Origin of the sequence: Vibrio sp. D417a (assembly GCF_030248595.1) — a bacterium.
Taxonomy (GTDB): domain Bacteria; phylum Pseudomonadota; class Gammaproteobacteria; order Enterobacterales; family Vibrionaceae; genus Vibrio; species Vibrio alginolyticus.
Genome location: NZ_JAHGAM010000003.1, coordinates 182,259 through 204,971 on the forward strand (window position 1 = coordinate 182,259; position 22,713 = coordinate 204,971).

The window sequence follows — 22,713 nt, forward strand, 5'->3', positions numbered from 1 at the left end:
ACTACTTCTCTCTATTCTCAAAGTTGACCCCGAGGTAACCCTTTTCTCTATACCTCTATACGACTTAATACGATGACACCACTACAACAATATCAAAAAGACATAGCAGAACACGGGTTTCAGCGTGATGAAGCTCAGTATCAAGCGGTCGTTGCATTAGACAAGCTTTACCATGCTATCGTTGAATTTCAGTCAGCGCCTGTTCCTCAGCTTTCCAAATGGCAAAAGCTAATGGGGAAAAAAATCGACAAGCCTGAACCACCAAAAGGTCTTTACTTTTGGGGTGGGGTAGGTCGCGGTAAAACCTACCTTATGGATGCATTTTTTGATGCTTTACCGACCCAAAGAAAAATGCGCGTCCACTTCCATCGATTTATGTATCGAGTACATGATGAGTTGAAGCTGTTAGGTGATGTCGAAAATCCGCTATCAAAAGTGGCGGATAAATTTAAAGAAGAAGCCGATGTGGTTTGCTTTGATGAATTTTTTGTTTCCGACATTACTGATGCGATGATCCTTGCAACGCTACTTCAAGAAATGTTCAAGCGGCAGATGATCCTAGTCGCGACTTCAAACATTGAGCCGCAGAACTTATATCGTAACGGTTTGCAAAGAGCGCGCTTTTTGCCCGCGATCGATATGATTTTGGCACGTTGTGAAGTGTTGAATGTCGATAGTGGCGTTGATTATCGCTTAAGAACGTTAGAACAGGCTGAAATATACCATTACCCGCTTGATGAGCTGGCTAGCATAAACCTTAACAAATATTATCAGCAGCTGACTGTAGAGCGTCAGTTTGTTGCTCATCAAATCGAAGTTAACCACCGTCAACTAGCGGTGATTGAAGCAAGCGACGGGGTGCTGCATGCGTCGTTTGCTCAGTTGTGTCAAACTGCTCGCAGTCAAAATGACTACATTGAATTGTCTCGTATTTACCACACTGTATTACTGGCAGATGTTCAACAAATGAACCGAAAAATAGATGATGCGGCGAGACGCTTTATCGCGCTGGTCGATGAGTTTTACGAGCGCAATGTTAAGTTGATTATTTCTGCTGAAGTGCCAATGGCCGACTTATATACTGACGGGCAGTTAGAGTTCGAATTTAAGCGCTGTTTGTCTCGGCTTACTGAGATGCAAAGTCATGAGTATCTCGCGCGTGAACATTTGGCCTAGATCCAATGGGTTCTTAAAAAAGTGAAGAAAAAATTAGTGATTTGGCGCAAAAAAAGGTGATTTTTTCTTCGCTCTTCTCTATAATCCTGCGACCCACCGTTACTGCAGACCTGATTATCGAAGTTATTTCGAAATTGAAGGTCGAGAGTACCAACGACTCGAAGGGGTGATGACTGGGCTCTTAGACAGTGTGGGAGCACTATTGGGTGTTCCTTTAAAGTTTAAAATTTAATTAACGGGTTATTGTTAGCATGAAAACTTTCGTTGCTAAACCAGAAACTGTAAAACGCGACTGGTACGTTGTAGACGCTGAAGGTAAAACTCTTGGCCGTCTAGCAAGTGAAATTGCATCTCGCCTACGTGGCAAACATAAAGCTGAATACACTCCTCACGTTGACACTGGTGATTACATCATCGTTATCAACGCTGAGAAAGTTGCTGTAACTGGTAACAAAGCTAAGAACAAAGTGTACTACCGTCACTCTGAATTCCCAGGTGGTCTAAAATCTATCACTTTTGAAAAGTTGATCGATCGTAAACCTGAGATGGCTCTTGAGCTTGCAGTTAAAGGCATGCTTCCACGTGGTCCTCTAGGCCGTGCTATGTACCGTAAGCTAAAAGTTTACGCGGGCGCTGAGCACAACCATGTTGCTCAACAACCACAAGTACTAGACATCTAATTGGGGATTTCGAAAATGGCAGAGAATCAATACTACGGCACTGGCCGTCGCAAAAGCTCAGCTGCACGTGTTTTCATTAAACCAGGCAGCGGTAACATTGTAGTAAACAAGCGTAACCTTGACGAATACTTCGGTCGTCCAACAGCACGTATGGTTGTACAACAACCTCTAGAGCTAGTTGAACTAACTGAAAAGCTAGACCTTTACGTAACAGTTAAAGGCGGCGGTATTTCTGGTCAAGCTGGTGCTATCCGTCACGGTATCACTCGCGCGCTTATGGAATACGATGAGTCTCTACGTCCTGCTCTACGCGCAGCTGGCTACGTTACTCGTGACGCTCGTTGCGTTGAACGTAAGAAAGTTGGTCTACGTAAAGCACGTCGTCGTCCACAGTTCTCTAAGCGTTAATTTCCTCTTATCGGGAATTATGCTTTCAGAGTTACTCTGGAAACTGTGTACCAAAAGCTCGGCTCTATGCCGGGCTTTTTTGTATTTAAAGACATCATACTTGTCTTCAAGCAACGAACAGCCTTCACTTATCATCACACTCCGAGCAGGCCTTCTTATTCGTCCTCTTCGTCGAAAGGTTGTCAGTGCCGTTTTATATGTGTGCCTTATTTAATCGCGACTCACCACGCTTTCTCTTGTGATGCAGCATAGATGTATTCATCAGCAGGAATGTCTTTGTATCTTATTCTTCCTGTAACATGTTTTAAAATGACTTACGTTCCTTTTTGAGCATTCTGCGTGCTACAAAATTGAAAATATAAACACAGTAAGCTGAACGCGTAATACGAAATATTTCTCTGTGTAATTAACTGAAAACTACCAAGATAAAAGGTTTTATCCGCTTTCAGCGGGGCTTCTATGTGGTGCTTTCTTGTTACAAATCACATCAATTTTTTATAATTCTGCCGCTTTTGTGACGACGCGAGCGATTTGCCTCACAAATGTTACAAAAAGGTAGCTTTATCTTGTCAAAAAGTAGGGTTTTCTTTATCATTTCCCTCCAATAAATAGAACTAAATTCATTATTTGTTAGCCATGCTCTTATAAGCGGAATAATAACGATCCAAAGGGAGCAAATGGGAGAATGTTTGGATGAGCAACGCGCCTTTAAATAACGGTCGCAGGCGTTTTCTAACCGCTACAACGGCAGTTGTTGGTGGGTTAGGGGCAGTCGCCGTCGCCGTGCCTTTTATCAAATCATGGAATCCGAGTGCTAAAGCCAAAGCGGCGGGCGCACCGGTGGAAGTGGATATAAGTAAAATTGAACCAGGTCAGCTGGTTCGTGTTGAGTGGCAGGGAAAACCTGTATGGATTGTTCGCCGCACTCAAAGCGTTCTGGATAACTTAAAATCGATCGGTGATAAGCTTCGCGATCCACAATCTGAAATGGAGCAGCAGCCTGAGTACGCTCAGAATGAGTTTCGTTCGATTAAGGAAGAGTTTTTCGTCGCAGTTGGTTTCTGTACCCACTTAGGTTGTTCACCAACCTATCTACCTGACTCTTTCTCAGAGCAGGTGCAGGGCGTAAGATCTGGCTTCTTCTGTCCTTGTCATGGTTCTAAGTTCGACATGGCTGGTCGAGTGTTCCAAGGAGTACCTGCTCCGTTGAACCTTGTCGTTCCTAAGCACATGTATTTGAGCGATACCAAGCTCATTGTGGGTGTTGATGAGGGAGATGCATAATGCAAGCAATGTTAGATTGGGTTGAAAAGCGTATTCCTGCAATGAATGCTTATAAAAAGCATTTGTCTGAATACCCAATGCCTAAGAACTTCAACTTTTGGTACCTTTTCGGTTCTCTGGCGATGCTGGTTCTTGTTAACCAAATCCTAACGGGTATTTGGCTAACGATGAACTATGTTCCTTCAGGTGACGGTGCATTTGCGTCTATCGAATACATTATGCGTGATGTAGAGTACGGTTGGCTTCTGCGTTACATGCATTCCACTGGCGCGTCAGCGTTTTTCGTTGTTGTGTATCTTCACATGTTCCGTGGTTTGATCTACGGTTCATACCAAAAACCTCGTGAACTATTGTGGATCTTCGGTATGTTGATCTTCCTAGTTCTCATGGCTGAAGCGTTCATGGGTTACCTACTTCCATGGGGTCAGATGTCATACTGGGGTGCGCAGGTAATCATTTCCCTGTTTGGTGCTATTCCTGTTATCGGTGATGACTTAACGCTTTGGATTCGTGGTGACTACATCATCTCTGGTGCAACGCTAAACCGTTTCTTTGCACTACACGTTATTGCACTGCCTATCGTTTTGCTTCTTCTTGTTGTTCTGCACGTATTGGCGCTGCACGAAGTAGGCTCAAACAACCCGGATGGTATCGAAACTAAGCTGCCAAAAGGCTCAATGGGCGACGATTACAAAACGCAATTCAAGTTCCACGATTACTACACGAAAAAATATGACATCATTGATTCGATTCCTTTCCATCCGTACGGCACGGTTAAGGACTTGGTCGGTGTTGCTGGTTTCTTGTTCTTCTTCTGTTACGTGCTGTTCTTTAACCCAGAAATGGGTGGGTACTTCCTTGAGCCGCCTAACTTTGAAGCTGCAAACCCACTGAAGACACCAGAGCATATTGCTCCGGTATGGTACTTCACGCCGTTCTACGCAATCCTACGTGCGGTTCCAGACAAACTATTAGGTGTTATCCTAATGGGTGCGTCAATTGCAGTGCTGTTTGTTCTACCTTGGTTGGATCGTTGTAAAGTTCGTTCATACCGTTACCGTAGCAAACTTCATCTGTTGAATATTGTACAGTTCACTATCGCCTTTATCGCTCTGGGTATTTTAGGTGCGTTACCTGCAACACCAACGTACACACTACTATCTCAGATCTTTAGCTTGTGTTACTTCATGTTCTTTGTGTTGCTGTTCTTCTACAGCAAAAATGAAGCAACCAAACCATTACCAGAGAGGGTGACATTCAAATGAAGAAGTGGATTGTAATTCTATTTGCTATGTTGCCATCACTAGCGATGGCAGCTGGGGCCAATGTTCCGCTGGATAAAGCGAATGTTGACCTTACGGATAAAGCTTCGCTACAAAACGGCGCGAAGTTGTTCATGAACTACTGTTTTGCTTGTCACTCTACGCAATACCAGCGTTACGAGCGTGTAGCAACAGACTTGGAAATTCCAACAGACTTAATGAAAGAAAACCTGATTTTCAATCCTGAAGCGAAAATCGGTGATCTAATGGTCAATGCAATGCCACCGAAGCAAGCGGCAAACTGGTTTGGTGCTCCACCACCAGATCTTACGTTGGTTGCACGAGTTCGTGGTGCTGATTGGTTATACACTTACTTACGCTCTTTCTATGTTGATCCATCTCGTCCATTCGGCGTGAACAACATCGTCTTCCCGAGTGTTGGTATGCCGCATGTACTTGAAGAGCTACAGGGCATTCCGACGCCGATTTACGATACGAAAATCGTAGATGGCGAAGAAGTACAAGTTGTTGTTGGTACTGAAACCGATGGCACGGGTGAGCTGAGTGAAGGCGAATATGACAAAGCGGTTGGCGATCTCGTTAACTTCTTAGTTTATTCAGGTGACCCAGTGCAGCTTGAGCGTCATGCTTTAGGCTGGTGGGTAATGGGCTTCTTAGTGCTTCTAACCATCGTTGTTGTGATGCTCAAGAAAGAGTATTGGCGCGATGTGCATTAATTGTGCTAAAATACCGTGCTAATTCCCAATTTTAATTGATGTACAATGGAGGCTTAGCCTCCATTGTTTTTATTTGTAAGTGTACTGGAGGGCTCCATGGCTGTAGCTGCCAATAAACGTTCTGTGATGACTCTTTTCTCAAGTGCATCAGATTTGTATAGCCATCAGGTTCGCATTGTACTAGCTGAAAAAGGCGTAAGTGTTGAAGTTGAGCTTGTTGACGAAGCAAACCTTCCTGCTGAGCTTGTTGAGCTAAACCCATATAAATCAGTGCCAACTCTTGTTGACCGTGAGCTAGCTCTTTACGATTCAAAAATCATCATGGAGTACTTGGACGAGCGCTTCCCTCATCCACCTCTAATGCCGGTTTACCCTGTTGCTCGTGGCAACAGCCGCTTGATGATGTACCGTATCGAACGCAACTGGTATTCACTCGCTGAAAAAGTGATGAAAGGTAATGCGGAAGAATCAGAAAAAGCACGCACAAAGCTGCGTAATGATCTTCTGACGTTAGCGCCAATTTTTGCTGAATATGAGTACTTCATGAGCGAAGAATTCAGCTTGATCGATTGTTACCTAGCTCCACTATTGTGGCGTTTGCCTCAACTTGGTATCGATCTTGTTGGCCCTGGTTCAAAAGAAATCAAGGTATACATGAACCGCGTATTTGAACGTGATTCGTTCCTTGCTTCTTTGACTGAAGCTGAACGTGAAATGCGCCTAGTTCGCTAAGCGATTTAAAACACGTTATGGATATTGCAAAAATGACTGCTCGCCGCCCGTATATGCTTCGCGCATTTTACGACTGGTTAGTAGACAATGACTTGACTCCTCACTTGGTTGTGGATGCAACAATGCCAGGGGTGCGTGTCCCGGTTGAATTTATTCAAGATGGTCAAATTATTTTGAATATTGCGCCACGTGCAGTGGGTAATCTTGAGTTAGGTAATGATGCGATTACCTTCCATGCTCGCTTTAGCGGTCGTCCGCACTCAGTGATCGTGCCTGTGTATGCTGTTCAAGCTATTTATGCACGTGAGAATGGTGCTGGTACTATGTTTGAACCAGAAGAAGCGTACACTCACATCGAAGAAGAAGCGATGACCGAGGAAGAATCATCCCCATCGTTCACAACGGTTAGCGATGAGCCTTCTGAGTTAGCCTCTGATTCAGATGCCGAAGAGGACGATGCTCCTCGACCAAAAGGCAAACCAAGCTTAAGAGTGATTAAATAATAAAAAAGCAGCGTTACGCTGCTTTTTTCTTTTTAACTTGTTGAAGATGATTTCAAGCCAGACTTTGGAAATTACTCACTAATCGTAAAGGCTTCGACGTTCTCTTCACTTTCTGTACTTGCCTCACTTTCTATTGTTTGTACACCGTCACTCGGTAAGTCTACTTCAACAGGCTCCATTTCGCCGTATTGGAACCCTTTAATGACTTGTTTTACGCCCGAGATATTACGCGCGATTTCTGTCGCTCGATCGCCTTGTTCTGGTGTGACATAACCAAACAGAAAAACATCGCCATCTTCGGTGATCACTTTAACCTTAACACCATTAAGCTCAGAGTCAGTAAGCAAAGCTGACTTTACTTTGGTTGTGATCCAGCTGTCATTGCTAATCTGAGTAACAGTGAGTGGTTCTTTTTGTTTGATTTGATTGTGTATGACTTTTACACCACTAACTTCTCTAGCTCTTCGCTCTAAAGCAAGGATAAGGTCTTGTGTCGGAGCTTGTCCCATAAGGACTACAGTCCCATTATATGAACTAGCAACGACACGAACTTCACCTTTAAACGGTGCTTTATTGCCGATCGCCGCAACTTCGAATTCGATGTTATTGTCCTGCCAGATTTGTTTTGTCGTGCGTGTGTCCGTGACAATATTCGCTGTGGTTGCTGCACCTGCGATAAACAAACCTGCGCAACCACTTAAACTCAATGCTGTTAATAAGATAACGAGGCTACGTATCATAATTCTGACTCTCAGTCTTGGTTACTCTTCGTGAGCAGGGAAAAGCACCTGGTCAATAAGATCACAAAGACAATGGAGTGTTACCATATGTACTTCGTGAATACGTGCAGTGCGGTGTGATGGAATACGAATTTCGACGTCGTTCTCACCGAGCAGTCCTGCCATCTCTCCGCCATCTTTTCCTGTGAGCGCGATAATCGTCATGTCTCGAGTTACGGCTGCTTCCATCGCTTTGATAATATTTTTACTGTTACCGCTAGTCGACATGGCAAGCAAAATGTCGCCTGGTTGACCAAACGCTCGTACCTGTTTTGAGAAGATTTCCTGGTAGTGGTAATCGTTGGCCACTGCGGTTAGGGTGGTATTATCGGCGGTTAAGGCCATTGCTGGTAGGCTAGGGCGCTCAGTTTCAAAACGGTTTAAAAGACAAGAAACAAATTGTTGAGCGTTTGAAGCACTGCCGCCATTACCACAACATAAAATTTTATTGCCATTAAGCAGGCTCGACACCATCGCTTGAGCTGCATGAGTAATGGCATCAGGCAGCGCCTCTGCTGCTGCGATTTGAATTTGAATACTTTCTGTAAAGCTGTCTTTAATGCTGTCTAGCATCGCTTATCCTTCAGAGATTGCGTTTTCTATCCAGTTGATATCTCGCCCATTATCATGAATGGCGATGACATCAAATCGATAATCGATATTGTGTTTTAAGCGCTTTTGTTGGCTAAGCCAAACTTGTGCGGTTTTGACTAGCTTGCGCATTTTAGCGTGCGTCACCATTTCTGCTGCCGAGCCAAAGTGATTGTTCTTACGGTATTTGACTTCAACAAACACAATAGTTTCACCTTGTTGGAAGATTAAATCAATCTCACCGACCTTAGTCAGAAAATTTTGTTCAATAAAGTTTAAGCCCTGGCGTTGTAAATACTGCTTCGCCAGAGCTTCATATTGATTTCCGATTTGGCGCTTGCTAAAGAGCCCCACGCTCAGCCCAGCTTAGCTCACGCTGTACAACACAATTATTGTCGATACTTAAAATACCGGTTTGGCCGCCAACTGAGTAGCCCGGAACGACCTTCATTTGTGGCAGCTCCCCAATCAATTTATACGCATCCATACCCAGTGCTTTCAAACGTTTTTCCATGTTAGATTGCTCTGACCACAGCTCGTTCATTTCAGCGGTCACGCTAGGGTCTGGGTCAATCAGTAATGGAATATCGCTGTAGATGATGCCTGTTAGATCTTCGTAAGTCGCGCCGCCACTGTTGCTACGCGAGCTAGAGAAAATTTGTGGCGCTTTGGCGTCTGGGTTAATCGCTACCTCAATAAACGGCTTGATCAAAGTCAGTTCCGTGCTTCTAGCAACAATATAAACCGCATCGACATCACGACGGCTACGTGGCTGTGTTTCAAGCTTGATACGCATTAGTGATTGCATCTGAGCAATACGTTGTTTGCTTTCTTGCAGACCAAATACTTCATTGATGTCTTTTTGAAGTTGGCGCTTGTCACCAAAATAACTTGCTGCGACTTTATTAGAGCTGTACTTGCGCCACTCTTTGTTGAACGCTTCAGTTACACGTTCACCAAAGCTGCCCTTTGGTGCCAGAATCAGAGGGAAGTTATAGCCTTCGCTGAACAAGTGTTTCGCTGCTTGTGCGGCTTCTTGTTCCGGTGATAATGCCAAGTAGCAAATATTGCTATCTGGTTGCACATCTTCGGGAATATTTAGCGCAAGGGCTGGAATCGTAGGACCATTTTCTGAGCCATCCATGGTTGTGTGCAATAGCTCAACGTTCTCTTTTTCTAGAGGACCAACAACAAAATCGATGTTTTCATTGATCAAACGTTGTTTAATTTGGTCGGCGTTATACGCATTAGTGTCTATTACCGTGAGGGTAGCGCTTGGATCACGGTTACGATCATTCATCATCGCAAACACAAAACCATCACGAATTAATTGCGCTTGTGGCGAGAATTTACCAGTAAGCGGCAGTAACAAAGCGGTGTTGTTTGGTTTAACGATGTCTAGAGAGAGAATGTTTTGAATCTCTTCTGGTGTGTAGATAGCGGCTGGATGCGATGGGTTCTCGTTTAACCAGCGTTCGAGGGTATTTTTTAGTTGGGATAAGTTGCCCGACAGCGTTTTCGCATAAATAGCGAGTTGTAGCCAACCATCCAAAACATCTTCATTTGGCTCTGTTTCTAATGAGGTCAGTTCGTACTCGGAGTAGCTGCCAAAGTTCATCCAAATACGGCTAGAAATCTCTCTCTGCTCCGCGGACGATGCATATTGGCCAAATGCAACCAGTTGGCGGTTTGCCTCAAACGCTTGGTTAAGACCTTGATAAGCGTCGGCACGCATTAAGTAATAGTCTTTCCATTGCTCATTTGGCAACTTCCACCAAGGTTTAAAATTCAACAATTGCAGCAACTGAGAGTAATTACCCTGTTTTTGCTGTATGGTCGCACGCGCTAGTTGCCACTCTGCTTGCTGAACTTCGGTTAACTGTTGACGAGCCAGGCGCTTGATCAACATTTCTGCTTGATCAAACTGGTTTGCTTGAATCGCGGCTTTGGTTGCCATGATCAACCAGTCATTTTGTAAACTGCCTTCCGCGCTATCAGCTTGGATCATATAGTTCTGAACAGACTGAGTAGGCTCAAGTGTTACATCAACGCCATCAGGCTGTCTTGGACCTGAAGAACAGGCGGCGAGCGTAATTGCTAGTGCAACAGGAGTAAGTATGCGTGGTACACTGAGTCTCTTATGGTTAATCATTGCCGTGAGTTCTCTATAATTTTGTACAAAATTGTCTCTATATTAATCGTTGAAGTGATGGTAAACAAATGACAGATAAAAATAAGTTGCCGAATGAGGGGCCAACTCTCTATATCGTACCGACTCCAATCGGAAATTTAGCGGATATCACCCAACGTGCTATCGAAATTCTGTCGACTGTGGACATCATTGCCGCTGAGGATACTCGACATACGGGCAAATTACTGTCTCACTTCAATATTCAAACCAAAACTTTTGCTCTACATGACCACAATGAGCAGCAAAAAGCACAAGTTTTGGTAGAAAAGCTGCTTTCCGGTCAGTCTATCGCATTAGTTTCTGACGCTGGTACGCCACTTATCAGCGACCCAGGATACCATTTGGTGACAAAATGTCGTCAAGCGGGCGTTAGAGTTGTGCCTCTTCCAGGTGCTTGTGCGGTCATTACGGCGTTAAGTGCCTCTGGCTTGCCATCGGATCGCTTTAGCTTCGAAGGTTTTTTACCCCCGAAAAGCAAAGGTCGTAAGGATAAATTCCTAGAGATTGCTTCGGTAGAGCGTACGTGTATTTTTTACGAGTCACCGCACCGTATTTTAGACTCTCTACAAGACATGTTAGACGTTCTTGGCCCAGATAGAGAAGTTGTGTTGGCAAGAGAGCTAACAAAAACCTTTGAAACCATTAAAGGCATGCCGTTAGGTGAGCTGATTGAATGGGTGAAAAGTGACGATAACCAACAGCGTGGTGAAATGGTATTGTTGGTACATGGCCATCGTGAAATAACAGACGACTCACTACCTGAAGATGCTTTACGCACGTTAGGGATTTTGACCAAAGAGCTGCCTTTGAAAAAAGCAGCTGCTTTGGTGGCAGAAATACATAACTTGAAGAAGAATGCGCTATATAAATGGGGCTTAGAAAACTTAGACTAAGTGCCACTAGCGAGATAAATGGTCAATGAGGGCTGATGTTTAGGCATCGGCCTTTTTATTATCTATTTTTGGCACGTTGACTAAAAAGTCATCACTTAGTGCATTCATTTCATCATATCTGTGATCTAACTAGACTCTGAAGTGAGAACTCTATACAATCCGCCCTCGGAGCTGACTGGGTAGTCGCTGCTTTGTTGATGTCCTTCGGGAGACTGACGTCGAAGTCCCTTCGGGAGACTGACGTCGAAGTCCCTTTGGGAGACTGACGTTGACGTCCTTCGGGAGACTGACAAAGGGGAGGAAAGTCCGGGCTTCATAGAGCAAGGTGCCAGGTAACGCCTGGGGGGCGCAAGCCTACGACAAGTGCAGCAGAGAGAAGACCGCCGATGGCCCGTAAGGGTACAGGTAAGGGTGAAAGGGTGCGGTAAGAGCGCACCGGACGACTAGCAATAGTTCGTAGCAGGGTAAACTCCACCTGAAGCAAGACCAAATAGGCCTCCACATTGCGTTGCTCGCGTAAGGAGGCGGGTAGGTTGCTCGAGCCAGTGAGTGATTGCTGGCCTAGACGAATGGCTACCGCCGCGCAAGCGGAACAGAACCCGGCTTATGTGTCGGCTCCACCTATTCGAGACCCATCTCTACTTCGGTAGTGATGGGTTTTTTGCATTTAATTGACGCAAACTATGTCATTACCAATAAACTTGGCGTAAATCACGTCTAACTTTAGACTTGTGGTGGCGATGATGTAGGAAATCAGTACACTAAAGAATCGCTTCAAGATCATTCAACGAGAAAGCTATGACCGAAACCTTCCAACATATTTCCGTGTTATTAAATGAATCCATTGATGGCTTAGCTATCAAACCAGACGGCGTCTATATTGATGGAACATTTGGCCGTGGCGGTCACAGCCGGACAATTCTATCTAAACTCGGTGAAAATGGCCGACTGTACAGTATCGACCGTGACCCTCAAGCGATCGCTGAGGCAGGCAAAATCAATGACCCTCGCTTCACCATTATTCATGGTCCATTTTCTGGTATTGCTGAGTATGCTGAAGAGTATGGGCTAGTTGGAAAAGTGGATGGTGTTCTTCTGGATTTAGGCGTTTCTTCTCCTCAGTTAGACGACGCAGAGCGTGGCTTTAGCTTTATGAAAGACGGTCCGCTAGATATGCGTATGGACCCGACATCAGGTGTTCCAGTATCTCAATGGTTGATGGAAGCAGACCTCGATGATATCACTTGGGTCATTCGCGAGTTTGGGGAAGATAAACATGCGCGCCGTATTGCAAAAGCGATTGTTGCCTACCGTGAAGACGAAGAAAATGAGCCAATGGTTCGCACTGGTCAGCTGGCAAAATTGATTTCAGATGCCGCACCGAAAAGTTTTAAAGAGAAAAAACACCCTGCGACTCGTGCTTTCCAGGCTTTTCGTATTTACATCAACAGTGAGTTAGAAGAAATTGATACGGCACTTAAAGGCGCTGCGAGCATTCTGGCTCCTGAAGGCCGTTTATCTGTGATTAGCTTCCACTCTCTGGAAGACCGTATGGTCAAACGTTTTATCCGTAAAGAGAGCAAAGGGCCTGAAGTGCCACACGGTATTCCAATGACGGAAGAGCAAATTCGTGCTCTTGGTAGTGCGAATATGAAAGCGGTGAGCAAAGCGATTAAGCCAAGCAAACAAGAAATTGAAATGAACCCTCGCTCGCGCAGCTCTGTGTTAAGAATTGCGGAAAAGCTTTAATTATTATGACGAAATCCACTCCTAATCTTGCTAAGTTGATTGCGACGGATCTCCTCACCGTTGGTCGCTGGCCATTACTGTTGTTGCTATTGATCGTGGCATCGGCAATGGGAGTGGTATTTGCTACCCACCATGCGCGTCAAGCGATCACTGAGAAAGATCACACGTTGGTTGAACGAGAACGATTAGATAGCGAATGGCGTAACTTAATGTTGGAAGAAACTGCCCTCGCGGAACACAGTCGTGTTCAAGACCTTGCCAAAAAAGAACTTGAAATGAAACGACCTGATGGCGATAAAGAAGTGGTTGTCACGCTCAAATGATTAGAAAAAAATCCAACACGAAACAAGCCAATAAGCGTAAACCTGTAGCAAAAGAGAAAGCGGCTACGGGGGATAAGAAAAACGATAACAAAGCAGTGAAAGTGGCGGTCGAAGAATCTTTCTTGATTCGTTGGCGCTTCCATCTATTACTGTTTTTTGTTTTTTGTGCATTTGCCCTTTTGGTGGCACGCGTAGCCTACATCCAAATCATTGAGCCAGATAACCTGATTAAACAAGGTGACCTACGTTCGGTTCGTGTTAAATCCATTCCTTCTGCTCGCGGTATTATTTCGGATCGAAATGGTGAGCCGCTTGCTGTCAGTGTACCGGTTGAGGCGGTTTGGGCAGATCCTGCCACGATATTTAAAGAAAACGCGTTAAGCCAGACCAAAAGTTGGCATGCATTAGCGGATGTTCTTGGTATTGACCGACAAGGGTTAATAGACAAAATCAAGCGCAATGAAAAACGCCGCTTTATCTACTTGCAGCGCCAGGTCAGTCCGGCCATGGCGAACTATATTCGTGAGTTAAAGCTGCCAGGTGTTGGCCTTAAGTCGGAATCTCGTCGTTATTATCCTGCAGGTGAGGTTAGTGCTCACTTAGTCGGTGTGACAGGCATTGACGGGCATGGCCTAGAAGGTGTGGAGCGTAGCTACGATGAGTGGCTCACTGGCGCGGCGGGTAAGAAAACTATTCGTAAAGACCGTTATGGTCGTGTTGTGGAAAACATTGCTTGGCAAGACAAGCAAGAAGGTAAATCACTTCAGTTAACCATCGATCAGCGCCTACAGGCGATTGCGTATCGTGCGATTAAGCAAGCCGTTGCGGACCACCGCGCCACTTCAGGTTCCGTTGTCATGTTGGATGTAAAAACGGGCGCCGTATTGGCCATGGTTAATGCTCCTTCTTACAACCCTAACAATCGTAGCGATTGGCAAAGCTATCAAATGCGTAACCGAGTGATCACGGACTCAATGGAGCCCGGTTCGACCATTAAGCCTTTCGTTATTTTAGCCGCCTTAGAAAATGGGATAGCCGATAAAGATACCATCGTAGATACCGGTAATGGTGTCCTACGTTTAGGTGGTAGTCGAGTCAGAGATGTCTCTCGCGTAGGCAAAGCGAGCTTGACCACGATCCTTAAAAAGTCGAGTAATATCGGTGTGACGAAGCTAGCAATGCAAATGCCGGTAGAGGCGCTTCTTGGGCTGTACAGTTCAGTGGGTTTTGGTGAGCTTTCTGGCCTAAACCTAGTTGGGGAAGTGACGGGTATTTTTCCTACACGAACTCGTTGGTCGCCAATTGAGCGCGCCACGATTGCGTTTGGTTACGGTCTATCAATTACACCAATTCAGCTAGCCCATGCTTATGCGACGCTTGGAAACCTTGGCAAATACGAGCCTATTCATATTATTGAAAGCAATGATCATGACATGTCACGTCAAGTGGTGAGTGCGAAGTATGCGCGTCAAGTATTAGACATGTTGGAAACCGTAACTCAAAAAGGGGGCTCGGCTCGCAGAGCGGCAGTTCCTGGTTATCGAGTGGGAGCGAAAACGGGTACATCACGTAAAGCTTCTGCTGGTGGGTACAGCGATGAGTACATCACCTACACGGCTGGGCTTGCTCCGGTTAGCGATCCGCGAATTGCTTTGGTGGTGATCGTAAATGAGCCTCAAGGCGATGACTACTATGGTGGTTCGGTAGCGTCTCCTGTCTTCTCTGAAATCATGAAAGGCGCGCTACAAATACTCAATGTTGCACCTGACGAAAACAAATTCCAACAGTAAGCCCTGTGGTTTACTGAGCAAACAAAATTAAGAAAACCTGAGCCAAAGCTCGGAGAACAAATATGACTAAAGCCATCAGTATGGACGTGCTGCTTTCCCCTTGGGTGGATTGCCCTAGCTTATCGTCCGTTCTTGTTTCTGAATTGGAGCTCGACAGCCGAAGAGTTCAACCTGGAACCACGTTTGTAGCAGTGATTGGCCATGTTGTGGATGGGCGTAAATTCATTGCCTCTGCAATTGAGCAAGGTGCAAATGCAGCCCTTGCGCAAGCCTGCGATGTCAAAACACATGGTACGGTGGAAATCATTGATGATGTTCCCGTCATTTACATTGATAGGTTGGACCAACGTTTATCCGCAATTGCTGGAAAGCTCTATGCTTACCCTGATATGGATTTGATTGGTGTCACCGGCACCAACGGCAAAACCACCATTACCCAGTTAATAGCGCAATGGCTAGAACTGCTTGACCATAAAGCGGCGGTAATGGGAACAACAGGAAATGGCTTCCTCAATAACTTGCAACAAGCTGCGAATACAACGGGGAATGCCGTTGAAATTCAGAAAACGCTCTCCTCTCTCGCAAATCAACAAGCCACATACACCGCGCTAGAAGTATCTTCTCATGGCCTGACGCAAGGTCGTGTCAAAGCATTATCATTTGCGGCGGGCGTGTTTACTAACTTAAGTCGTGACCACTTAGATTATCATGGCACGATGGAAGAGTATGCCAATGCAAAGCTTGGGTTGTTCACGCAACACCAATGTGAACGTGCCATTATCAATGTTGATGATGAAGTAGGTCATCAATGGGCGTCGCAGTTAAGTAATGCGATCGCTGTTTCGCTCAAGGCGAACACTGAATTTGAAAGCGCAATTTGGGCGACGGAAGTCAGTTACGCGGAGTCAGGGATTACTATTAAGTTCGATGGTAAGTTTGGCTCAGGTAAATTGCACGCGCCATTGATTGGTGAGTTTAATGCAACCAACTTAATGCTCGCTTTTGCGACCTTATTAAGCTTAGGTAAAGAGAAACAAGCGTTACTCGAAACCGCAGGTCAACTGCAACCTGTACTCGGCCGAATGGAGTTATTCCAAACTGAGGATCGTGCCAAAGTCGTGGTCGATTATGCCCATACTCCTGATGCTTTAGAAAAAGCGCTGCAAGCTTTACGAGTTCATTGTGAAGGCCAGCTGTGGGCTATTTTTGGCTGTGGTGGCGATCGCGATGCAGGTAAGCGCCCAATGATGGCGGAAATTGCAGAGCGTCTAGGCGACAGAGTGGTGTTGACTGACGATAACCCACGCAGCGAAGACCCGGTTCAGATTGTGAAAGACATGTTAGCTGGGCTGTCAAAACCTGCTGAAGCGATTGTTCAGCATGACCGCTTCAAAGCACTGTCTTATTCCATTGAAAATGCTTCGCCAAACGACATTATCTTGTTAGCAGGGAAGGGCCATGAAGATTATCAGATTCGTAATGGCGAAACGATTCATTACTCCGACCGCGAGTCCGCAATGCAACTTTTAGGATTGACCTCATGATCAAAGTAACGTTATCTCAAATTGCAGACATCACTCGTGGCGAGCGATTCGGCGACGATCTACTTATCGACGCGGTTTCTACTGATACACGAACGATTGATCGTGGGGCTCTATTTGTCGCGTTAGTAGGGGAGCGCTTTGACGCGCACAACTTTTGCCAACAAGCGGTAGATGCAGGTGCCGGTGCTTTACTCGTAGAAAAACGCTTAGATGTGAATGTGCCGCAAATTGTGGTGTCGGATACCAAACTTGCATTGGGTGAGTTTGCTTCTTGGGTGCATCAAGCATGCAAAACACCTACCGTTGCCATCACCGGAAGTTGCGGTAAAACGACCGTAAAAGAAATGGTTGCGAGTATCCTGCAATTGAAAGGCAAAGTGTTATTCACGGCGGGTAACTTCAATAATGATATTGGTGTTCCGTTGACATTATTGCGCTCACAGCAGGATGATGATTATGCCGTGATTGAGCTTGGTGCTAACCATATAGGTGAAATTGCTTACACGACTCAGTTAGTAAAACCAGATATCGCGTTAGTGAACAATGTAGCCGCCGCTCACCTTGAAGGCTTTGGTTCTATTGATGGCGTGAAACAAGCCAAAGGTGAAATCTACCAAGGCCTTTCAGCTGGTGGTATTGCGATTGTTAACCTAGACAGCAATGGTGAAGCCAAGTGGGATGAAGTGTTAGCAGATAAGAAAGTCATTACTTTTTCACAAAGTAATACTGATGCAGACTTCTTCGCTTCTAACATCGTATTGAACGCCGCAGGTGAAGCAAGCTTTGACTTACATATCGCAGCAAGCTCACAAGAAATTGAACTGTCTCTGGGTATTATAGGTCAACACAACGTTGCGAATGCGATCGCTGCTTCTATTATTGCGTTACAAATGGGCGCCACATTAGAAGAGGTTCGTGCTGGCCTTAAACATTTGAACAAAGTGAAAGGTCGCGTCGAGGTTGAAGCGCTGAGCGAAAAGATAAAATTGATTGACGACAGCTACAACGCGAGCGTGCCAGCCATGAAAGCGGCAGTTGATTTATTGGCCGCTTTCCCAGGTCAACGTTGGCTGATTTTAGGTAATATGGCGGAATTGGGCGAGGAAAGTCTTGCACTTCATCGTCAAGTCGGGGAACATGCTGCCCCACAAAAATTTGAACATGTTCTCACATATGGTGCAGACGCCAAGGTGATCAGTGATCTTTGCCAAGGCATTCATTTTGAGACGCACCAAGAGATGATTGAATACATCAAGCAGCATCTAGACCAAGCCGTTCCTGAAAGCCATACGATGTTGGTGAAAGGAGCGAACGGTGCACGTATGTTTGAAGTCGCTGCTGCTTTGAAGGAGTATTATTAATGATTATTTGGCTTGCCGAGCTGCTACAGCCATACCTGTCTTTTTTCCGATTGTTTGAATACTTGTCTTTTCGAGCAATCCTAAGCGTATTAACCGCTCTAGGTCTGTCATTATGGATGGGACCAATCATGATCAAGCGTTTGCAAATGCTGCAAATTGGTCAGGTAGTGCGTAATGAAGGTCCGGAATCTCACTTTAGTAAGCGTGGTACCCCAACAATGGGCGGTATCATGATCTTAGCGGCCATCTCAATCACGATTTTGCTATGGACAGACTTATCCAACCCTTACGTATGGGCGGTACTGACAGTCTTACTTGGCTACGGTGCGGTCGGATTTGTTGATGATTACCGTAAAGTGGTACGCAAAAATACCGATGGCTTGATCGCGCGTTGGAAGTACTTCTGGCAGTCGTTGATCGCGTTTGTCGTCGCTTTCGCATTGTATGCTTACGGTAAAGACACAGCAGCAACTCAGCTAGTGGTGCCATTCTTTAAAGACATCATGCCGCAGCTTGGTTTGATGTATATCATTCTGACTTACTTTGTCATTGTAGGTACAAGTAACGCGGTTAACCTGACTGATGGTCTAGACGGTTTGGCAATCATGCCAACGGTTCTTGTTGCAGCAGGCTTCGCGGTTATTGCATGGGCGACCGGTAACGTTAACTTCTCTGAATACCTTCATATACCATACTTACCGCATGCTTCTGAGTTAGTTGTCGTATGTACAGCAATCGTAGGTGCAGGCCTTGGTTTCTTGTGGTTTAACACTTACCCAGCACAAGTGTTCATGGGCGATGTAGGTTCACTAGCGCTTGGCGGTGCATTGGGCACCATTGCTGTTCTAGTTCGTCAAGAGTTGGTGTTAGTGATCATGGGTGGCGTATTTGTAATGGAAACGCTATCAGTCATCCTGCAGGTAGGTTCTTACAAATTACGTGGTCAGCGCATTTTCCGTATGGCACCAATTCACCACCACTACGAATTGAAAGGTTGGCCAGAACCTCGCGTAATCGTGCGCTTCTGGATTATTTCTATGGTTCTTGTTCTGATTGGTCTTGCGACATTGAAAGTGCGTTAATCGCACTTTCCAAGAACAAGATTTACAGTGTGATCAAATATGGAACGTTGGCAAAACATACATAGTGTTGTCGTCGTAGGGCTCGGTATTACCGGGCTCTCTGTCGTTAAACACCTAAGAAAAAATCAGCCACAACTTGTGGTCAAAGTCATTGATACTCGTGTAAACCCTCCAGGTGCAGAGCGCTTGCCGGAAAGTGTTCAACTGCATAGTGGTGGTTGGAATACAGACTGGCTTTCTGACGCGGATCTTATCGTGACCAACCCTGGTATTGCGCTAGCGACACCAGAGATCCAAGCCGTATTAGCAAAAGGTACGGCAGTAGTAGGTGATATCGAGTTATTCGCTTGGGCGGTGCAGAAACCGGTGATTGCGATTACGGGCTCAAACGGTAAGAGCACAGTAACCGACCTCACAGGTGTGATGGCTGAGGCTGCAGGTTTGGATGTTGGCGTTGGTGGTAACATCGGTGTGCCTGCACTGGATTTGTTAGAACAAGACGCAGACCTATATGTACTCGAACTCTCGAGCTTCCAGTTAGAAACGACGTCAAGCTTAAAGCTCAAAGCCGCTGCGTTTCTGAATCTTTCTGAAGATCATATGGATCGTTATCAAGGCATGTCTGACTATCGACAAGCTAAGTTGCGTATTTTTAACCATGCTGCTCTTGCAGTCGTGAACCGTGATGATCAAGAAACCTTCCCAGACGCAGAGATGCCATTGGTGACATTTGGCAGCGACAATCAGGACTTTGGTCTCGAGGTGGATGGCAACCGTACTTGGCTGCTCGATCACGGTCAACGAGTTGTCGCAAGTGATGAGCTTAAGTTGGTTGGTAAACACAACTTATCTAACGCTCTGGTTGCTTTAGCGCTATTAAAAGCTGCGGACGTAAACTATCACAAAGCATTGAATGCACTTAAAAATTACACGGGACTGACACACCGATGCCAGGTGGTTGCGGATAATCAAGGCGTCAAATGGGTGAATGACTCTAAAGCAACTAATATTGCCAGCACTATGGCTGCGCTATCTGGTTTGGAATCGACAGGCAAGCTCTACTTACTCGTTGGTGGTGTTGGCAAAGGTGCTGACTTCTCGCCATTAAAACCGATCTTCGCGACGCTTAACTTGCAACTGTGTTGCTTTGGCGCTGATGGCGATGAATTTATGCCACTGCATGAATCTGCAATACGTTTCGACACTATGGAAGATGTGATTCAACAAGTATCTTCGCAGTTAAAACCAGGTGATATGGTGATGCTGTCTCCTGCATGTGCTAGCTTTGATCAATTCGACAACTTTATGGCAAGAGGTGATGCTTTCGCTGCTCTTGCTCAGAAATATGCATAATTAAAGGTTACACACTTCGTGGGTTTAGGTAACGTTAAACGCAGTATTGGCAATTGGCTCAAGCATCCAGCCCCAGAGGCGATGTTTGATCGTCAGTTAGTGTGGATTGCACTGGGTTTGATGTTGACTGGTTTGATCATGGTAACCTCTGCATCATTTCCAATCAGCTCTCGATTAACGGAACAGCCGTTCCACTTTATGTTTCGTCATGCGACGTTTCTCGTGCTGGCGTTAGGGACCTCCGCTGTTATTTTGCAAGTGCCTTTGCAAGAGTGGTTTAAGAAGAGCCATTACTTACTTTGGGCTTCTTTCGCACTGTTGATCATCGTGCTCTTGGCGGGTAAGTCGGTTAATGGTGCGTCTCGTTGGATTCCCCTTGGGCTGTTTAACCTTCAGCCAGCGGAAGTCGCGAAGCTATCGCTGTTTATCTTCATGTCTGGTTACTTAGTTCGAAAGCAAGACGAAGTACGACAAACGTTCTTTGGTGGCTTTATGAAGCCTATCATGGTGTTTGCCTTCTTCGCAGTATTACTACTTGGTCAGCCAGACTTGGGGACGGTCGTCGTGATGCTGGTCACGCTGTTTGGCATGCTTTTTATCGCAGGTGCAAAACTAACCCAGTTTCTCGCCTTGATGGTGGCAGGTATCGGCGCTGTGGTAGGTTTGATTCTCGTCGAGCCATACCGTATGCGACGAGTAACCTCCTTCCTTGACCCGTGGGAAGACCCATTTGGCAGTGGCTATCAGTTGACTCAGTCTTTGATGGCGTTTGGTCGTGGTGAATGGTTCGGTCAAGGTCTCGGTAATTCAATTCAAAAACTGGAATATCTACCGGAAGCGCATACCGACTTTGTGTTTGCCGTACTTGCTGAAGAGCTTGGTTTCGTAGGCGTAGTGCTGGTCTTAATGCTGATTTTTAGCTTGGTGCTAAAAGCGGTTTACATCGGCAAGCGTGCATTTGAAGAAGGCGAAATGTTCGGAGGTTATCTGGCTTTCGGAATTGGTATTTGGTTTGCGTTTCAAACCTTGGTTAATGTTGGAGCTGCCGCCGGTATTGTTCCAACAAAAGGTTTAACACTTCCACTCATCAGTTATGGTGGTTCTAGTCTAATAATTATGTCCGTCGCAGTGTCCATATTACTGCGTATCGATTACGAATGCCGCTTGAAACGCGAGCAACAACAATCAGAACAACAAGCTAATGAAACAAAATAAACGTTTGATGGTGATGGCTGGTGGTACTGGCGGTCACGTATTCCCAGGTTTGGCGGTAGCAAAACAGCTTCAAGAGCAAGGTTGGGAGATCCGTTGGTTAGGTACGGCGGATCGAATGGAAGCGGATTTGGTGCCAAAACATGGCATTGAAATCGACTTTATCAAAGTGAAAGGGTTACGAGGTCAAGGCGTTAAACGTCTTCTTGCAGCACCATTTCAAATTATCAATGCCATTATGCAGGCTCGTGCTCACATGAAACGCTGGCAGCCAGACGCAGTGCTTGGTATGGGCGGTTATGTTAGCGGCCCGGGCGGTATTGCCGCTTGGATGAGTGGCATTCCTGTTGTTCTGCATGAACAAAATGCAGTAGCAGGTTTAACGAACCAATGGTTATCGAAAATCGCTAAGAAGGTTTTTCAGGCTTTCCCAGGCGCTTTTCCAAATGCCGAAGTGGTTGGGAACCCAGTTCGTGAAGACGTGACTCAATTAGCAGCGCCAACTGAGCGCATGCAAGAGCGCCAAGGTCCAATTCGCATTTTGGTGATGGGTGGCAGCCAAGGCGCACGTATTCTTAACCAAACTCTGCCAGAAGTGATGTCGAAATTGGGCGAAGATTACTGTATTCGTCATCAAGCGGGCAAAGGTGCCGCCGAAGAAGTGAATGCAGCATACCAAGCTAATGGTGTGGTAAATACAGAAGTAATGGAATTCATTGATGACGTTGCAGAAGCTTACGCATGGGCTGACCTTTTAGTTTGTCGCTCTGGAGCGTTAACCGTTTCTGAAGTCTCGGCGGCAGGTGTAGGCGCTATTTTTGTTCCATTCATGCACAAAGACCGCCAGCAAGCACTTAATGCAGACCACTTGGTGGATTGCGGCGCGGCGAAAATGATTGAACAACCAGATTTAACCGTTGAGTCTCTGACTCAGCAGATCCAACAATTGGATCGCCAAGCTTTACTTACAATGGCTGAGCAAGCGCGTGGCGCTGCAAAATTGAATGCTGACCGAGTTGTCGCACAAGCCATTGTCGCTTTGACCGAAAAGCGTTAACCGAAT

General features: G+C 45.7%; 22 protein-coding genes and 1 other RNA gene. 19 read left to right on the top strand and 4 right to left on the bottom strand.

Going from position 1 to position 22,713, the window contains the following annotated elements:
* Positions 1-72 precede the first annotated feature (72 nt).
* From zapE to sspB, 8 genes are all read left to right on the top strand, one after another.
* The gene (gene zapE, locus KI742_RS03175; protein WP_285385149.1) at positions 73-1,176 is read left to right on the top strand and encodes a cell division protein ZapE; all 1,104 of its coding nucleotides are present in this window, start codon (positions 73-75) and stop codon (positions 1,174-1,176) included.
* Between the two features lie 251 nt (positions 1,177-1,427).
* On the top strand, positions 1,428-1,856 hold the full coding sequence (gene rplM, locus KI742_RS03180; protein WP_005372872.1) for a 50S ribosomal protein L13: 429 nt from the start codon (positions 1,428-1,430) through the stop codon (positions 1,854-1,856).
* Between the two features lie 15 nt (positions 1,857-1,871).
* Positions 1,872-2,264, top strand: coding sequence for a 30S ribosomal protein S9 (gene rpsI, locus KI742_RS03185; protein ID WP_005372876.1), 393 nt, complete (start codon positions 1,872-1,874; stop codon positions 2,262-2,264).
* Positions 2,265-2,957: 693 nt separating this feature from the next.
* Positions 2,958-3,548, top strand: a complete 591-nt coding sequence (gene petA / locus KI742_RS03190; protein WP_005372877.1) for a ubiquinol-cytochrome c reductase iron-sulfur subunit — start codon at positions 2,958-2,960, stop codon at positions 3,546-3,548.
* A complete protein-coding gene (locus KI742_RS03195) occupies positions 3,548-4,813 on the top strand; it encodes a cytochrome bc complex cytochrome b subunit (RefSeq protein WP_005372880.1) in 1,266 nt (421 codons plus the stop codon). The genes petA and KI742_RS03195 overlap by 1 nt, the downstream gene beginning before the upstream one ends.
* The gene (locus KI742_RS03200; RefSeq protein WP_005372881.1) at positions 4,810-5,547 is read left to right on the top strand and encodes a cytochrome c1; all 738 of its coding nucleotides are present in this window, start codon (positions 4,810-4,812) and stop codon (positions 5,545-5,547) included. The genes KI742_RS03195 and KI742_RS03200 overlap by 4 nt, the downstream gene beginning before the upstream one ends.
* 96 nt (positions 5,548-5,643) lie before the next feature.
* Positions 5,644-6,279 carry a stringent starvation protein SspA gene (sspA, locus tag KI742_RS03205; protein WP_005372897.1) on the top strand — a complete coding sequence of 212 codons (636 nt, stop codon included), beginning with the start codon at positions 5,644-5,646 and terminating at the stop codon, positions 6,277-6,279.
* Positions 6,280-6,296: 17 nt separating this feature from the next.
* Positions 6,297-6,782: a ClpXP protease specificity-enhancing factor gene (gene sspB, locus KI742_RS03210; RefSeq protein WP_031780550.1), complete on the top strand. Its 486-nt coding sequence runs from the start codon at positions 6,297-6,299 to the stop codon at positions 6,780-6,782.
* A gap of 71 nt (positions 6,783-6,853) precedes the next feature.
* Here the strand turns inward: sspB and KI742_RS03215 are convergent, their stop codons facing one another.
* Genes KI742_RS03215 through KI742_RS03230 form a run of 4 tightly spaced genes read right to left on the bottom strand, consistent with a single transcriptional unit; the run spans position 6,854 to position 10,304 of the window.
* Positions 6,854-7,522: a BON domain-containing protein gene (locus KI742_RS03215; RefSeq protein WP_239945570.1), complete on the bottom strand. Its 669-nt coding sequence runs from the start codon at positions 7,520-7,522 to the stop codon at positions 6,854-6,856.
* Between the two features lie 21 nt (positions 7,523-7,543).
* Positions 7,544-8,134, bottom strand: coding sequence for a phosphoheptose isomerase (locus KI742_RS03220; protein WP_005372901.1), 591 nt, complete (start codon positions 8,132-8,134; stop codon positions 7,544-7,546).
* Between the two features lie 3 nt (positions 8,135-8,137).
* Positions 8,138-8,506 carry a YraN family protein gene (locus tag KI742_RS03225; RefSeq protein WP_005372903.1) on the bottom strand — a complete coding sequence of 123 codons (369 nt, stop codon included), beginning with the start codon at positions 8,504-8,506 and terminating at the stop codon, positions 8,138-8,140.
* A complete protein-coding gene (locus KI742_RS03230; RefSeq protein ID WP_285385150.1) occupies positions 8,493-10,304 on the bottom strand; it encodes a penicillin-binding protein activator in 1,812 nt (603 codons plus the stop codon). Before KI742_RS03230 ends, KI742_RS03225 begins: the two co-directional genes overlap by 14 nt.
* 68 nt (positions 10,305-10,372) lie before the next feature.
* Here KI742_RS03230 and rsmI point away from each other — a divergent pair, with 68 nt between their 5' ends.
* The 11 genes from rsmI (at position 10,373) to murG (ending at position 22,707) form a co-directional block, all read left to right on the top strand.
* On the top strand, positions 10,373-11,236 hold the full coding sequence (rsmI, locus tag KI742_RS03235) for a 16S rRNA (cytidine(1402)-2'-O)-methyltransferase (RefSeq protein WP_285385151.1): 864 nt from the start codon (positions 10,373-10,375) through the stop codon (positions 11,234-11,236).
* Between the two features lie 167 nt (positions 11,237-11,403).
* An RNA gene (gene rnpB / locus KI742_RS03240) (RNase P RNA component class A) lies at positions 11,404-11,859 on the top strand.
* Between the two features lie 175 nt (positions 11,860-12,034).
* Positions 12,035-12,985, top strand: coding sequence for a 16S rRNA (cytosine(1402)-N(4))-methyltransferase RsmH (gene rsmH / locus KI742_RS03245; RefSeq protein WP_005372918.1), 951 nt, complete (start codon positions 12,035-12,037; stop codon positions 12,983-12,985).
* Between the two features lie 5 nt (positions 12,986-12,990).
* Complete coding sequence (ftsL, locus tag KI742_RS03250) at positions 12,991-13,308, top strand: cell division protein FtsL (protein WP_005372920.1); 318 nt, start codon at positions 12,991-12,993, stop codon at positions 13,306-13,308.
* Positions 13,305-15,098, top strand: coding sequence for a penicillin-binding transpeptidase domain-containing protein (locus KI742_RS03255; protein WP_005372922.1), 1,794 nt, complete (start codon positions 13,305-13,307; stop codon positions 15,096-15,098). The genes ftsL and KI742_RS03255 overlap by 4 nt, the downstream gene beginning before the upstream one ends.
* 62 nt (positions 15,099-15,160) lie before the next feature.
* Positions 15,161-16,642: a UDP-N-acetylmuramoyl-L-alanyl-D-glutamate--2,6-diaminopimelate ligase gene (murE, locus tag KI742_RS03260; protein ID WP_285385153.1), complete on the top strand. Its 1,482-nt coding sequence runs from the start codon at positions 15,161-15,163 to the stop codon at positions 16,640-16,642.
* A complete protein-coding gene (murF, locus tag KI742_RS03265; protein WP_213964145.1) occupies positions 16,639-18,003 on the top strand; it encodes a UDP-N-acetylmuramoyl-tripeptide--D-alanyl-D-alanine ligase in 1,365 nt (454 codons plus the stop codon). Before murE ends, murF begins: the two co-directional genes overlap by 4 nt.
* On the top strand, positions 18,003-19,085 hold the full coding sequence (gene mraY, locus KI742_RS03270; protein WP_005372931.1) for a phospho-N-acetylmuramoyl-pentapeptide-transferase: 1,083 nt from the start codon (positions 18,003-18,005) through the stop codon (positions 19,083-19,085). Before murF ends, mraY begins: the two co-directional genes overlap by 1 nt.
* Before the next feature lie 39 nt (positions 19,086-19,124).
* Entirely contained in the window at positions 19,125-20,438 is a 1,314-nt protein-coding gene (murD, locus tag KI742_RS03275) for a UDP-N-acetylmuramoyl-L-alanine--D-glutamate ligase (protein ID WP_053306876.1), read from the top strand.
* 18 nt (positions 20,439-20,456) lie between these two features.
* Positions 20,457-21,653: a cell division protein FtsW gene (ftsW, locus tag KI742_RS03280; RefSeq protein ID WP_285385154.1), complete on the top strand. Its 1,197-nt coding sequence runs from the start codon at positions 20,457-20,459 to the stop codon at positions 21,651-21,653.
* A complete protein-coding gene (gene murG, locus KI742_RS03285) occupies positions 21,640-22,707 on the top strand; it encodes an undecaprenyldiphospho-muramoylpentapeptide beta-N-acetylglucosaminyltransferase (protein ID WP_054728485.1) in 1,068 nt (355 codons plus the stop codon). The genes ftsW and murG overlap by 14 nt, the downstream gene beginning before the upstream one ends.
* Positions 22,708-22,713: the final 6 nt, after the last annotated feature.

What these genes read in the sequence shown, in the direction of transcription:
- rsmI (WP_285385151.1), top strand. Translation starts at nt 10,373, where the DNA reads ATGACAGATAAAAATAAGTTGCCGAATGAGGGGCCAACTCTCTATATC.
- KI742_RS03230 (WP_285385150.1), bottom strand. Translation starts at nt 10,304, where the DNA reads ATGATTAACCATAAGAGACTCAGTGTACCACGCATACTTACTCCTGTT.
- petA (WP_005372877.1), top strand. Translation starts at nt 2,958, where the DNA reads ATGAGCAACGCGCCTTTAAATAACGGTCGCAGGCGTTTTCTAACCGCT.
- rpsI (WP_005372876.1), top strand. Translation starts at nt 1,872, where the DNA reads ATGGCAGAGAATCAATACTACGGCACTGGCCGTCGCAAAAGCTCAGCT.
- KI742_RS03215 (WP_239945570.1), bottom strand. Translation starts at nt 7,522, where the DNA reads ATGATACGTAGCCTCGTTATCTTATTAACAGCATTGAGTTTAAGTGGT.
- sspB (WP_031780550.1), top strand. Translation starts at nt 6,297, where the DNA reads ATGGATATTGCAAAAATGACTGCTCGCCGCCCGTATATGCTTCGCGCA.
- ftsL (WP_005372920.1), top strand. Translation starts at nt 12,991, where the DNA reads ATGACGAAATCCACTCCTAATCTTGCTAAGTTGATTGCGACGGATCTC.
- KI742_RS03255 (WP_005372922.1), top strand. Translation starts at nt 13,305, where the DNA reads ATGATTAGAAAAAAATCCAACACGAAACAAGCCAATAAGCGTAAACCT.
- rplM (WP_005372872.1), top strand. Translation starts at nt 1,428, where the DNA reads ATGAAAACTTTCGTTGCTAAACCAGAAACTGTAAAACGCGACTGGTAC.
- rsmH (WP_005372918.1), top strand. Translation starts at nt 12,035, where the DNA reads ATGACCGAAACCTTCCAACATATTTCCGTGTTATTAAATGAATCCATT.
- zapE (WP_285385149.1), top strand. Translation starts at nt 73, where the DNA reads ATGACACCACTACAACAATATCAAAAAGACATAGCAGAACACGGGTTT.
- KI742_RS03195 (WP_005372880.1), top strand. Translation starts at nt 3,548, where the DNA reads ATGCAAGCAATGTTAGATTGGGTTGAAAAGCGTATTCCTGCAATGAAT.
- murD (WP_053306876.1), top strand. Translation starts at nt 19,125, where the DNA reads ATGGAACGTTGGCAAAACATACATAGTGTTGTCGTCGTAGGGCTCGGT.
- KI742_RS03200 (WP_005372881.1), top strand. Translation starts at nt 4,810, where the DNA reads ATGAAGAAGTGGATTGTAATTCTATTTGCTATGTTGCCATCACTAGCG.
- KI742_RS03220 (WP_005372901.1), bottom strand. Translation starts at nt 8,134, where the DNA reads ATGCTAGACAGCATTAAAGACAGCTTTACAGAAAGTATTCAAATTCAA.
- mraY (WP_005372931.1), top strand. Translation starts at nt 18,003, where the DNA reads ATGATTATTTGGCTTGCCGAGCTGCTACAGCCATACCTGTCTTTTTTC.
- murG (WP_054728485.1), top strand. Translation starts at nt 21,640, where the DNA reads ATGAAACAAAATAAACGTTTGATGGTGATGGCTGGTGGTACTGGCGGT.
- murF (WP_213964145.1), top strand. Translation starts at nt 16,639, where the DNA reads ATGATCAAAGTAACGTTATCTCAAATTGCAGACATCACTCGTGGCGAG.
- murE (WP_285385153.1), top strand. Translation starts at nt 15,161, where the DNA reads ATGACTAAAGCCATCAGTATGGACGTGCTGCTTTCCCCTTGGGTGGAT.
- sspA (WP_005372897.1), top strand. Translation starts at nt 5,644, where the DNA reads ATGGCTGTAGCTGCCAATAAACGTTCTGTGATGACTCTTTTCTCAAGT.